The organism is Ruegeria sp. AD91A (genome assembly GCF_003443535.1).
Lineage (GTDB): Bacteria > Pseudomonadota > Alphaproteobacteria > Rhodobacterales > Rhodobacteraceae > Ruegeria.
Genome location: NZ_CP031946.1, coordinates 617,310 through 629,720, shown reverse-complemented (window position 1 = coordinate 629,720; position 12,411 = coordinate 617,310). Strand labels below are relative to the sequence as shown.

The following is a 12,411-nucleotide window of genomic DNA, read 5'->3' as shown; positions in this document are numbered from 1 at the left end:
GGATTTGCCGCAGTTCGGTTGTGAGAGCCCTGTTGAGAGAGGACCGAGTGAGGGGCCAGCCCCTCATACACCCCGGGATATTTTCAGCCCGATGAAGGATCCCGTCAGACCGGGATCAGAGCAAGCGCTATTCGTCGACCTTCAGAGAGCAAGACATTGTAGGTGCGGCACGCAGCCGGTGAATTCATGACTTCGACGCCGACTCCGGCACTCTCCAGCCGGGTGCGCAAAGATTGGGGAATGTGGGCCATGTCTTTGCCTGTACCAATCAACAGGACGTCAATCTCGTCAGCCAATTCCAGAAGTGGTTGCGCGTCTGCATACCCACCCCAGTTTGCAGGTCCTGCAGGGCCCGTCAGAACTGCGCCTTCAAACACATCACCGCCAATGCGGAAGAACCCCGGGCCGTAACCATCAACTGGTTTGGCATCTGGAAAGGTAACCTGGTTCAGGCGCATTTCTTCCCTCCTTCAATCCAGGATCGGCAAACCGGACACCACTGCTATCAGAATGACCGAGTAAGCCGCCGCGCGATAGATCCGTTCGAGTTTCGGATCGAACAGAGCCTTGCCGATCAGTGTTGTAGTCAGATAGGGCAAGCCCAGCAGCAGGACAATCCACAGGATCGACAGATCCGCAGCACCTCCGATCAGGATACTGAAGACGATGGCCACATCCAGCAACGCCAGAAAAATGATCGTGTTGGCGCGGATCTTGCGTACATCCGAAGAACTCGCAAGGTAGAATACAATGACAACCGGTCCGGTCAGACCCGTCATGCCGCCGACCACGCCCGCGCTTCCGCCAATAGCCAGTCGTCCGCCCGCCCTCAGTTGCCCCTGCCAGCGCCAGCCGGTGACGATCGCCAACAGGGTCACACTAGTGATGCCGCAGGCGATCCAACGCAACACGACGGTATCGACCTGCGCCATGATCCATAGGCCCAGTGGTACGGTCACAGCCGCCGCAATGCCCATCGTGCTGATTTCGGTCTTGTCGCATTCGCGCCACGCCTGCGGCGCCAACGCAAAGGTCGATACGATCCCGGTCGCCGCCATCAGAAAGACGACATCAGCGATCGGCAGAAATTGAGTGGCCACCGGCACAAAGATCATCGCGGTGCCAAAACCAGTGAAGCCGCGGACAAGTCCCGCGGCTCCGATGGTAAGTACCAACCAACCCAGCCCCGGCAGGGACAGGGCCTGTTGCAACGCCTCAGGCATCGATATTTGCAAACTGGTTGCCCGCCGTGTTCGACGGCTTGGACCAGTCGCGCTTGACCCCCAGCCACAGCAGGATGGTCGAGGCCACGAAGACCGATGAATAGGTGCCCACTATCACGCCCCAGATCATCGCGAAAACGAAGCCGCGGATCACATCGCCGCCCAGAACATAAAGTGAGATCAACGCCAGCAACGTGGTGACCGAAGTCATGACGGTCCGGCTGAGGGTCTCGTTGATCGAAATGTTCAGCACCTCTTTGAGGTCTTTCTTTTTGTATTTCCGCAGGTTCTCACGCACCCGGTCGAAGACGACCACGGTATCGTTCAGCGAATAGCCGACGATGGTCAGAAGGGCCGCGATGATGGCCAGATCAAAGCGGATTTGCAATTCCGAGAAGATGCCGATGGTCAGGATCACATCGTGAACCAGTGCCGCCACAGCGCCCAGTGCGAACTGCCATTCGAACCGGAGCCAGATATAGACAAGCACCGCGCCGATCGCCAACACCACCGCGATCACGGCAGTTTGGATCAGCTCACCGGAGACTTTGGGGCCGACGGATTCCACTGACACGAACTGAATGTCGGGAACAACCAACTGTAGCGCTTCTTCCACGGCGGTGATGGTCGCAGCTTCGACAGCCTCGGCATCTTCTTGCGCCTGAATGCGGATCATCGCAACGTTTTCGTCATCCGCAAAAGTCGGATCGAAAATCTCGGTAATGGTCACATCGCCCAGTTCCAGAGGAGCGATGGCGTCACGATAGGTGCCCACGTCGATCTCAACCGCGCTTTGCGTCCGGATTGTGGTGCCACCCCGGAAATCGATGCCGAAGTTCAGCCCCTGAAGCATGAAGGACGTGAACGCCACGATCATCATCAAGGCCGAGATGCCCAGCCAGACCTTCCAGCGGTTGAAGAAATCGAACGAGGTGTTCTGGGGTACGAGTTTCAGTCTCATGTCAAACCTCGATCATTTTCGGACGACGGCGTTCGAACCACATGACGACCATCAGGCGCGTCACGAAGATCGCGGTGAAGACCGAGGTCAGAATGCCAAGGCCCAGAGTAATTGCGAAGCCGCGCACAGGGCCACTGCCCATTGCAAACAGGATCACAGCAGTGATGAACGTCGTCACGTTCGCGTCCAGAATGGCCGACAACGCCTTTTCATAGCCTAGTTCAATGGCACGGGCCGGACCTTTGGCGGATTTCAGTTCCTCGCGAATACGTTCGAAGATCAGCACGTTGGCGTCCACCGCCATACCAACTGTCAACACGATCCCCGCGATACCCGGCAGGGTCAGGGTTGCTCCGATCATGGACAGCAGACCGAACAACAGGCCCACGTTGATTATCAGCGCGATGTTGGCGAAGATCCCGAACAGACCATAGCTGAGCGCCATGAATACCAGCACCGCGACAAAGGCCACGATGGTGGCGACTTTGCCCGCGTCGATACTGTCCTGCCCCAACTCGGGTCCGATGGTACGTTCTTCGAGGAATTCCAAACCTGCAGGCAGTGCGCCCGCTCGTAGCAGGACGGCCAGATTGGTGCTTTCCTCAACTGTAAAGTTGCCGGTGATGATGCCCGAACCGCCCGGAATATGGCTTTGGATCACGGGCGCCGATATCACCTCATCGTCCAGAACGATGGCAAAGGGGGCTCCGATATTGTCGCGGGTGTAATCCCCGAATTTGCGCGCACCAGACGTGTTGAACCGGAAGCTGACCGCAGGGCGACCGTTTTGGTCGAACGCAGGCTGCGCATCGACCAGTTCCTCGCCGGTAACAACCGGCGCGGACTCAATGGTGTAGTAAACGCCGCTTTCGTCAATCGACGGCACGATTTCCTCACCGATGCTTGCAACGGCATCCGGGTCGGTGCCGCGTCCGGCAACCGGGTTAAAGGTCAGTTGCGCCGTGGTGCCGATGATCTCTTTCAACTCGCCCGCGCTGCCGATGCCGGGCACCTGAATCAGGATACGATCAGCACCCTGACGCTGAATGGTGGGCTCTCGGGTGCCCACTTCGTCGATCCGGCGGCGGATGATTTCCAACGACTGACGCACTGTGCGATCGTCTGAGGCCAGCTTTTCTACTTCGGACAATTTAACCACAAGGGTGTCACCATCGGCATGTGCTTCGATATCCGTGGCCCCGACGCCGGTCAGCGCCTGCACCTGACGGGCAAGACCGCGCACGACCTCCAATGCCCGCGACATGCCCTCGGGTTGGCTGATGCGCACGCGAATCTCATCAGGGGCCGAGTCCGGACGTCGGATTGTTCCAACGGTTGAACGTTCATCGCGCAAGGCGTCACGGATTTCCGGCCACATCGCCTCCATCCGGGTCTCGTAGACGTCCTGCACCTGAACTTCGGCCAACAGATGTGCACCGCCCCGCAGGTCGAGACCCAGATTGACCAGTGATGAGGGCAACCAGTTCGGCCATTGCCCGGCTTCGGCCTGCATCTCAGGCGTATCAACGCCCAGTTCAATCGCGGCCTTGGCGTCGTTCGATTGTTCTACCCGCGAGTAAAACGCGTTTGGCAGGGCCATGAGCAGGCCAGTCACACAGACCAGCCAGATCAGAACCCGCTTCCAGGTATCAATTTGCAGCATTACCCTGCCTTTTCAAGGAATTGTAAGTCGAGTTTACTTCGCGGGTTCGGTTTTATTCAGAACCTGAGCAATGGTCGACTTGACCACACGCACCTTAACACCTTCGGCGATCTCGACTTCGATCTCGTTGTCGCCTTCCTTGACCTTCGACACTTTGCCGATCAGCCCGCCCTGGGTGACAACTTGATCCCCGCGACGCACGGCGTCGACCATGGCCTGATGTTCCTTCATCTTCTTCTGCTGCGGACGGATCAGCAGGAAATACATGATCGCAAAGATCAGGATCAGCGGGAGAAACTGGGCGATTGCGCCACCTTCCATGGGATATTCCTTTGTTCAGATCTTGCGGCACCGTTCCGCAAATTTGGCCGGAACCTATGCTTTGAAATGCGTGTTTGCAAGCAAAGGTGGTCATGTGACCGGCCACAACCTGACAAAGGTGCCTAAAGAACCGTTTGAACGTTGCAGATATGTCCTATGCAGATATCTCAGTTTTGCTATAGTCAGGCGTCAGGGGGGACAATGAAAACTCGTTACAAGCCGTTCCAATCGTTGACGCTTTTGCTTTCCCTGCTGACTTTTCTCTTGTGCCTGGCAGTGCCGCTAAAGGCCCAGGAAACACCTGCTGAAATCACCGAGCCCAATGCGGAAGAAACCGAAGGTTTCAAAGCACCCGTCATCGTCGACGGCGACATGTTGTTCTTCTTGCGCGGCTCCAGCGCCCTGCCCGCGCCGGAACGGGCCGAAAGCGTTCAGAACAAGATTGTTGAGGTGGCCGAAGCCTCGGAAAGCCCCACAGTCGACATCACCTTCGAAGAGACCGATCTGGGCATACGCATTCGCGCCGACGGTGAGATCGTATCCATCGTGACCGTTGCAGATGCCGAACTGGACCAGATGGAGCTGGACGTCCTCGGTTTTCTCCACGGTCAGGCCATCGAAGAGGCCATCCTTGCCTACCGTTCCAACCGTACAGAGCAGGCGCGGGTATCCGGTGCAATTGAAGCTGCGGGATGGACCATTGGCTTTGTCGTCTTCGTGCTTGTTATCCTATGGCTGCACCGTCGGATCAGGCGGCGCACTCTGAAGCTGGTAAAGCGTTATCTGCAGGATGTTGAAACAGCGACGGCCAAAAGCGTTCAGGCCGAAGCGATAGCCGCCCTGATCCGATACGGGCTTAACTTTGTCCTGTTGGTTATCTTCTTTCTTGGCTTCTACTACTACCTGTCCTTCGTCCTTCTGGCCTTTGCTGAAACACGGTATTTCGCGCAACTGCTGCTGACATATCTGACAGAGCCCGTATTGCTGATATTCAAGGGTATACTCAGCTATATCCCGAACCTGATTATGCTGAGCCTGATCGCATGGATCACGTTGTACATCATCAAGGGCATGCGCGTATTTTTCGACGCGGTCGAAGCCGGTTCGTTCGAAATGGACGATTTTGAAAAGCACTGGGTCAATCCGACGTTCAACATCGCGCGGGTTGTCGTCATTCTGATCGCGCTGGTCTTTGCCGTTCCCTACATCCCAGGCTCAGACTCAGCCGCCTTCCAGGGTCTGACAATTCTGGTCGGCGCCATGCTGTCGCTGGGTGCAAACTCGGTCGTATCCAACATGTTGGCGGGGCTGTTTGTGATCTATCGCCGCTCCACTTCAATAGGCGACCGCATTCAGATCGGTAAGCATATCGGCGACGTGGTTCAGATCAAACTCATGGAAACGCATCTGAAATCCATCAAGAACGAGTTGATTTCGATCCCGAACGCCCAATTGATGAATTCGGACGTCGTGAATTTCTCGAAGAAAACAGATGGCAGTGGTTTGCTGCTGCACACGACGGTTGGCATCGGATACGAGGAGCCGCCCGAAAAGGTCGAAGCAATGCTGATCGAGGCGGCCAACCGCACCAAGGGGATCAAGGCCAAGCCTGAACCTTTCGTGCTGTGGACAGCGCTGGCCGACTACGCCATCAACTATCAGATCAACGGCTATACCACCCGCGGCAGCAGCATTCCGAAAATTCGCTCGGACCTGCATCGCAACATTGTCGCCGTATTCAACGAGAACAAAGTGCAGATCATGACGCCGTCTTACATGGCAGATCCACCGGAACCAAAAATCCCGGCAGAAGAATGGGACGGACATCTGGCGCATGAAATCCACGAAGAGGCTGATAAGTCGTAACCGGTGCTACACCCCGCCCGACAGATGGTGCATAAGCGGTTTCAGTGATTCACGCATTCAAGGATCTGAGACATGCACGACATCCGCGCCATTCGCGAAAACCCTGCCGCTTTCGACGCCGCTTTAGCGCGCCGTGGGGACGCGCCGGTGTCGTCAGATTTGCTAAGGCTGGACGAAAGTCGCCGCGCCAAGATTCTGGCCGCCGAAACGGCGCAAGCCGAACAGAACAAAGCGTCCAAGGAAGTCGGCGCTGCTAAAGGTCGCGGAGACGAGGCCGAGTTCCAGCGTCTGCGCGCGCTTGTCGCCGAGAAAAAAGCCGAGATCGCACGTATGCAGACCGAAGCCAAGGATCTGGACGCCCTACTGACAGATCAGTTGATCCGAATTGCAAACCTGCCCGCCGAAGACGTGCCGGATGGCACGGATGAAAACGACAATGTCGAGGTCAGCCGCTGGGGTACGCCGCGCGAACTGGATTTCGCGCCCAAAGAACACTTCGAGATCGAAGCCGTTCAAAAAGGCATGGATTTCGAAACTGCAGCCAAACTATCCGGCTCGCGATTTGTGCTGCTGTCCAGTGGCGTCGCCCGGATTCATCGCGCTTTGGCGCAGTTCATGCTGGATACCCATATCACCGAAAACGGGCTGACCGAAGTGAACGGCCCGGTTCTGGTTCTATCCGAGATGATGCAGGGCACCGGCCAATTGCCGAAATTTGGCGAAGACAGCTATCAGACCCGCGAAGGCTGGTGGCTGATCCCGACCTCCGAAGTGTCGCTGACCAATATCGTCAACGACACTTTGATCGAGGAAAGTTATCTGCCCCGCCGATACACCGCGCATTCCCTGTGCTTCCGGTCCGAGGCCGGATCCGCGGGCAAAGACACCCGCGGGATGCTGCGGCAGCACCAGTTCGAAAAGGTCGAGATGGTTTCGATCACGCATCCGGATAAATCGGACGAAGAACAAAAGCGCATGCTGCGCTGCGCCGAGGGCATTCTGGAAATGCTGGGCATCCCCTACCGCACCGTCATCTTGTGTACCGGTGACATGGGCTTTGGCGCGCGCCGCACCTTTGATATCGAGGCATGGCTGCCCGGCCAGGACACCTATCGCGAGATCAGCTCGGTCTCGACCTGTGGTGACTTCCAGGCCCGCCGCATGAACGCAAGGTTCCGTCCCGAAGGTGGCGGCAAGCCGGAATACGTCCATACGCTGAACGGTTCAGGTTTGGCCGTTGGGCGTTGCCTGATCGCTGTGCTGGAAAACGGCCAGAACGCGGACGGTACCGTGACCCTGCCCGAAGTCCTAAGCCCCTATCTGGGCGGCAAACTGACCCTGCAACTGGACGGCACACTGGCCTGAAAAACGCAACCGGCACCACCAGGCGCCGGTTCACTATGCAAGAGGGGGCGAAGGAATTTATTTCTTCGCCTTTTTCTTTCCCTTCTTGCGATTTTTCTTCTTGTCACTTTTTTTCTCGCCCTTCTTGGCGTCTTTTTTCTTGTCGTCCTTCTTCGATTTTTTGTCCTTCTTGGACTTTGCCTTCACCTTATCCTTGGCCTTGGAAAACACTGCTTCCATTTCTTTGCGTTTCTTTGAAGCTTTTTCAGCTTTCGCCTTGGCCTTGGCCTTTTTCTTGGCTGCGGCTGCGGCTTTTTCAGCCGCCGCTTGTTCTTCAGCCGCCTTGCGTGCAGCTTCTTCAGCCCGTTTTTCGGCCGCTACAGCAGCCACTGTCTTGCGCGGGGCGGCTTTTCGTGTCGCCGGCTTCCGGGCAGCTGGTTTTGCAGCTGTTGGCTTCTGGGCCGCCGGCTTTCGTGCCGGTGCCTTGCGCCGCCCAGTCTTTCCCGCAGGGGGCGTTGCGGCTATTGCCGCTTTTGCGGCTTCGATCAATACGGCGGCTCGGCTCTCACCGACCCGAGGAACCTTGACCAGATCTGCAGGTGACGCCTTCGCTATCGCTTCTGCGGTCTTAAAGCCATTGGCAGCAAGGGCTTTTTTCAGCGCCTCTCCCACACCTTTAACGTCGGTCACTACAGTCATCCAAGGGTCCTTTCTCCATCGCCCTGCCTCATCGCATATACACTGGATATGCATATCCGCAAGTTCAGCGCTTGCCTTCTCAGATCCGATGGCTCAGCTATGCGCCAGCCCAGCGGTTTGGTCATTTTTCGGGAATGGCACGAGGCGTTTCCCATCCTCATCCCAAAGCTTGAGGTTCAAAGCCGCTACTGCCTCGGGAAATTTGATCCGACGAGGGGTGAATTCAGGCGGCAGGTTATAGTGGCAGGCCCGCAACCGATACGAGGGGATACGTGCATTGAAGTGGTGGATGTCATGTAGCGTGATGCAGGCTACGGCGGTATCGAACCACCATCCGAAATCCAGCGCGGAAGACCCATGTAGCGCCGCAGTCTGCGGGTTCAGGTCAGGACGGCGATCCCAATAGGTGTCTTCAAAGTTGTGTTGCAGATACACAAGGAACACACCCAGCATTCCGCCCAGAAACGAAAACACCAACCAGACCCAAATACCGGTCATGCCCGCGATCAGATATAACAGGCCCAAAAACACAATGATCGAAGCATTGTGCAGCAAAACGCCTTTGACACCGAAGCGCACAGTATTCTTGGGCCAGCGGTAGCGAATGAAGTATGTGAACAAGGCACCGACCGGAACCAGAATGAAAGGGTTGCGATACAGCCTGTAAAACAAACGTGTTTTCCAATCCGCGTTATTCCATTCTCGCAACGTCATGGTGTGAATTTCGCCGGTCTCGCGATGCTCAAGGTTGCCGATGCCCGCATGGTGCAGATTGTGGTTCTGCTTCATCACCTCGAACGGCGCAAAGGTGAAGGGGGACAGACCATGCCCCGCCCATTCGTTTTGCATTCGCGTTTCAAACAGGGAGTGGTGCCCGCAATCATGTTGCAGCACATAAAGGCGTACTGCCGAAAAAGCGAAGACAACCCCGGCCGGGATCATGATGTACCAGCGATCCACGAATACGATCGCCAAAGCCAGCGATGCGAAATACGCCGCAAACGTGCCAAAATAGCTCAGTGCAGCCAATCTGTTGTCCTGAACTGCATAGTGTCTTGTGTATTCTCTCAGATCCATCCAGTCCGCTCCCCACGATGGCCCTGTTATAATCCGTTCAAAATCCAGGCGCGGCTTGACCGCGCGCAAACAATGCATGTGCTGAAAGATGCACACACATGAATGCTAGCGCGCAGAACAGGGGCTGTCACGCCCTCAGAGCGAAAACGCTGAAAATTGGCGCAGTTACGCGCTTGCGTGATGATCACCGGCACCGAAAAACACGCCCCTGACAAAAGGGACGAACCCGAAAAACAAAGCCCCACAATGTCTCGGAACGCTTCAACAGTATTCGCATGCCCACGAGTTGACGTAGGGAAACTTCCGATCAGAATAAGAAGCAGTGTTTTAAGGTTCATTGATTGACGTTTTCGAGAAATATATTGCCAGTTGCGCCATTGATCTGCGCCTCGCTTGCGGGGTGCTCGTATAGCGGTTTCGGCACTTCATCCTAAGCCGCCATCGTGACTGGCAATGCAGTTGTGCACGAGTTACGCGGCCGCGGACTACATGTCGCCACAGTGCAAGGCACCGCAATCTTCAGTTTCGGCATCTATCACGAGATTCTGGTGTTTGCCGGAAACTGCGAAGATGAACCGACAAAGCTGACAGGCCGTCAGGCGCTGATCAACAACCAAACTCTTGCGGCATCGGTGACAGACACGACAGGGCTGGAGATTGCCTTTGGCCGAAGATGGAGCGGTCTGACCCTCGGTCGCCATCAGGCCGCTGTTTTGGCGGATATCCCGAAAGACGCCGAGATCGCACGCAGTCTGTATCTGGATCTCGATGACCTGTCCTCGACCAGAGTTGACCAGCTTGATGAAACCTCATGTGAGAAGGAGACGCGAACGTGAAAGGAAGATTACCAATATTAGGAGTATGCGGCCTGTGCGCCTGCGGCGACCAGCTCTATGTCGCACATGATACCGTCGTCGGCGTCAATGCTGCAGTCAGTGCCAATCGGCAGCAAGGCCAAGTTGTGATCGGCTTCGACCGCGATTTCGCCGCGCTTGTTCCGGTGATCGAACCCGGCGGGACCGACTCCGACGGCAACCCGCGAACCAAACGCGAAGCCATGGCGGTCTTCGGCTGCACGCGAATGGAAACCAAAAGTATTTTCCTGACCCGTTATTCGGATGTGATCTCTACCGGCGAAGCCGCTAACAAGCTTGCCGCAAAACTCGGAAGTGGAAAAAAACAAGTGGTGCCGCCAGACTCGCGACCTGCGGTGAAGACGAAAACAGGAACGGAAACGGAAATCAGTCTGCAGGAGAAATTGACAATGGGTAAAATATGCAAATCCAAAATCGCTTTTCTCATTCTGTCGCTATGCAGCTTTTGCCTCTCAAACTGCACCGAAGTTCAGGACCGTGCCTTGGTCTATGGCGAACGCAGCGGCGTGAATATCGCCCTGCGCTCAGACCCGGCCAAAGCTCTTCCAGTAGAAGTGAACGCGGGTGTACAGCGGCGTGTCACAACACTTGTCCCACCTAAATCTCGTAATAACAACAGACGGCCCACCGACGAAGCGGTCAGTTTAGTCTCAACATTTGATCTGACCTACAATAATGCCGATGCACAAAAAGGCCTTTTCGGCGGCACCACACGCATCGCTTCAATCTTTACGACTGGCACGGCAGCGACGGCGCTGGCTACAGCGATTGAAGCTGATAGCAGTAATGCGGAAGGCTTCACGGAAGCAGCAGAAGCCAACCGGCTGTTCGTCAACAAGGGCTTAGACAACTGACCCGCACGTTAGGACAGGCGGTTAGACTGATCTGCTCGCACCGAAATGCGCTTACCCGCGCCCCTTCAGATGCTTGGCCAGCGCACCCGCGTTTTTCTTGCGCCGCCCTTTATATGGGTTTTTGTCCCCCTGCCCGCGCAGCGTCAGGCGGATCGGAGTGCCCGGCATGTCGAAATCCTGGCGCAGACCATTGACCAGATAGCGGGTATAGCTTTCAGGCATCTTGTCGGGATGCGAACACATCACCACAAACCCCGGCGGTCGGGTCTTGACCTGAGTCATATAGCGCAGTTTGATCCGTCGGCCCTGTGGGGCTGGCGGCGGATGTTGTTCCAGCATGGCGGTCAGCCAGCGGTTCAGTGCAGCGGTCGGCACCCGGCGATTCCAGACGTCATGGGCGCGGAGAATCGCGGCGCGCAATCGCTCCAATCCCCGACCCGTCTTGGCAGATACCGTGATCAGCGGCGCACCGCGCAGCTGTGGCAGCAGACGATCGAACGACTCTTTCAACTCGCGCAGCTTTTCCTGCTTGTTGTCTTCGATATCCCACTTGTTCACGGCGACAACAACAGCCCGGCCTTCGCGTTCGGCCAGATCGGCAATACGCAGGTCTTGTTGTTCAAATGGGATCGCGGCATCCAGCAACACAACGACGACCTCGGCAAATTTTACCGCGCGCAGACCGTCTGACACTGAAAGCTTTTCAAGCTTTTCCTGTACTTTTGCTTTCTTGCGCATCCCTGCGGTGTCAAAGATCCGCATCGGAGTGCTTTCGCCGTCCAGGTCGGCCCAGTCGATTCGCAAACTGATTGCGTCTCGCGTGATCCCAGCCTCTGGTCCCGTCAACAGACGGTCTTCGCCAATGATCTTGTTGATCAAGGTGGATTTGCCCGCGTTCGGACGCCCCACCACTGCAACCTGCAAGGGCTTGGCAGAGGTGATCAGCGGCGTATCGCCCTCACCGTCTTCGTCCAGCTCAATGTCCGTTTGCGGGGCTTCCTCGACCTCTTTTTCTTCTGCCGCATCAGCCAGAGGCATCAGCTGTGCATACAGGTCTGTCATCCCCTCACCGTGTTCGCCTGACAAGCGGACAGGTTCACCCAGACCCAGATTGTAAGCTTCCAGAACACCCGCATCCGCGGCATTGCCTTCGGCCTTGTTGGCCGCAAGGATCACGTGCTTGGACCGTTTGCGCAGGATCTCCGCGAACATCTCATCCGTAGGTGTCACACCCACGCGCGCGTCGATCATGAACAGGCATACGTCAGCCATGTCCACAGCACGTTCCGTCAAGCGGCGCATCCGACCCTGAAGACTGTCATCAGTCGCATCCTCAAGACCCGCCGTATCAATCACGGTAAAGCGCAGATCACCCAGACGCCCTTCGCCTTCGCGCAGATCACGCGTCACGCCGGGCTGGTCGTCGACCAGGGCCAGACGTTTGCCCACAAGGCGGTTGAACAGGGTGGATTTGCCCACATTCGGGCGCCCCACGATGGCGAGGGTCAGCGACATGATACTCAACTTT

General features: G+C 56.6%; 12 protein-coding genes. 4 read left to right on the top strand and 8 right to left on the bottom strand.

Annotation, left to right across the window (positions count from 1 at the left end):
• Positions 1–104: 104 nt before the first annotated feature.
• From D1823_RS03150 to yajC, 5 genes are read right to left on the bottom strand one after another with little or no spacing between them, the layout of a single operon-like run.
• Positions 105–458, bottom strand: a complete 354-nt coding sequence (locus D1823_RS03150; protein ID WP_117868578.1) for an Mth938-like domain-containing protein — start codon at positions 456–458, stop codon at positions 105–107.
• A 12-nt stretch (positions 459–470) separates the two neighbouring features.
• On the bottom strand, positions 471–1,223 hold the full coding sequence (locus tag D1823_RS03145; protein ID WP_117868577.1) for a sulfite exporter TauE/SafE family protein: 753 nt from the start codon (positions 1,221–1,223) through the stop codon (positions 471–473).
• Positions 1,216–2,184, bottom strand: a complete 969-nt coding sequence (secF, locus tag D1823_RS03140) for a protein translocase subunit SecF (protein WP_117868576.1) — start codon at positions 2,182–2,184, stop codon at positions 1,216–1,218. Before secF ends, D1823_RS03145 begins: the two co-directional genes overlap by 8 nt.
• 1 nt (position 2,185) lies before the next feature.
• Positions 2,186–3,847, bottom strand: coding sequence for a protein translocase subunit SecD (gene secD, locus D1823_RS03135; RefSeq protein ID WP_117868575.1), 1,662 nt, complete (start codon positions 3,845–3,847; stop codon positions 2,186–2,188).
• 33 nt (positions 3,848–3,880) lie between these two features.
• Positions 3,881–4,168 (bottom strand): preprotein translocase subunit YajC, encoded by a 288-nt coding sequence (yajC, locus tag D1823_RS03130; RefSeq protein WP_117868574.1) that lies wholly within the window; start codon positions 4,166–4,168, stop codon positions 3,881–3,883.
• A 201-nt stretch (positions 4,169–4,369) separates the two neighbouring features.
• Here yajC and D1823_RS03120 point away from each other — a divergent pair, with 201 nt between their 5' ends.
• Both D1823_RS03120 and serS read left to right on the top strand, forming a co-directional pair.
• On the top strand, positions 4,370–6,034 hold the full coding sequence (locus tag D1823_RS03120) for a mechanosensitive ion channel family protein (protein ID WP_117868572.1): 1,665 nt from the start codon (positions 4,370–4,372) through the stop codon (positions 6,032–6,034).
• A 72-nt stretch (positions 6,035–6,106) separates the two neighbouring features.
• On the top strand, positions 6,107–7,399 hold the full coding sequence (gene serS / locus D1823_RS03115; protein ID WP_117868571.1) for a serine--tRNA ligase: 1,293 nt from the start codon (positions 6,107–6,109) through the stop codon (positions 7,397–7,399).
• 57 nt (positions 7,400–7,456) lie between these two features.
• Here the strand turns inward: serS and D1823_RS03110 are convergent, their stop codons facing one another.
• Entirely contained in the window at positions 7,457–8,077 is a 621-nt protein-coding gene (locus D1823_RS03110; protein ID WP_117868570.1) for a helix-hairpin-helix domain-containing protein, read from the bottom strand.
• A gap of 93 nt (positions 8,078–8,170) precedes the next feature.
• On the bottom strand, positions 8,171–9,154 hold the full coding sequence (locus D1823_RS03105; RefSeq protein WP_117872665.1) for a fatty acid desaturase: 984 nt from the start codon (positions 9,152–9,154) through the stop codon (positions 8,171–8,173).
• 443 nt (positions 9,155–9,597) lie between these two features.
• Here D1823_RS03105 and D1823_RS03100 point away from each other — a divergent pair, with 443 nt between their 5' ends.
• A complete protein-coding gene (locus D1823_RS03100; RefSeq protein ID WP_162896751.1) occupies positions 9,598–9,990 on the top strand; it encodes a hypothetical protein in 393 nt (130 codons plus the stop codon).
• A complete protein-coding gene (locus D1823_RS03095; protein ID WP_117868568.1) occupies positions 9,987–10,883 on the top strand; it encodes a hypothetical protein in 897 nt (298 codons plus the stop codon). The genes D1823_RS03100 and D1823_RS03095 overlap by 4 nt, the downstream gene beginning before the upstream one ends.
• A gap of 51 nt (positions 10,884–10,934) precedes the next feature.
• Here the strand turns inward: D1823_RS03095 and der are convergent, their stop codons facing one another.
• Positions 10,935–12,398: a ribosome biogenesis GTPase Der gene (der, locus tag D1823_RS03090; protein WP_117868567.1), complete on the bottom strand. Its 1,464-nt coding sequence runs from the start codon at positions 12,396–12,398 to the stop codon at positions 10,935–10,937.
• Positions 12,399–12,411 lie beyond the last annotated feature (13 nt).

Coding starts and splice junctions, on each gene's coding strand:
- D1823_RS03150 (WP_117868578.1), bottom strand. CDS start 458: ATGCGCCTGAACCAGGTTACCTTTCCAGATGCCAAACCAGTTGATGGT.
- D1823_RS03145 (WP_117868577.1), bottom strand. CDS start 1,223: ATGCCTGAGGCGTTGCAACAGGCCCTGTCCCTGCCGGGGCTGGGTTGG.
- secF (WP_117868576.1), bottom strand. CDS start 2,184: ATGAGACTGAAACTCGTACCCCAGAACACCTCGTTCGATTTCTTCAAC.
- secD (WP_117868575.1), bottom strand. CDS start 3,847: ATGCTGCAAATTGATACCTGGAAGCGGGTTCTGATCTGGCTGGTCTGT.
- yajC (WP_117868574.1), bottom strand. CDS start 4,168: ATGGAAGGTGGCGCAATCGCCCAGTTTCTCCCGCTGATCCTGATCTTT.
- D1823_RS03120 (WP_117868572.1), top strand. CDS start 4,370: ATGAAAACTCGTTACAAGCCGTTCCAATCGTTGACGCTTTTGCTTTCC.
- serS (WP_117868571.1), top strand. CDS start 6,107: ATGCACGACATCCGCGCCATTCGCGAAAACCCTGCCGCTTTCGACGCC.
- D1823_RS03110 (WP_117868570.1), bottom strand. CDS start 8,077: ATGACTGTAGTGACCGACGTTAAAGGTGTGGGAGAGGCGCTGAAAAAA.
- D1823_RS03105 (WP_117872665.1), bottom strand. CDS start 9,154: ATGGATCTGAGAGAATACACAAGACACTATGCAGTTCAGGACAACAGA.
- der (WP_117868567.1), bottom strand. CDS start 12,398: ATGTCGCTGACCCTCGCCATCGTGGGGCGCCCGAATGTGGGCAAATCC.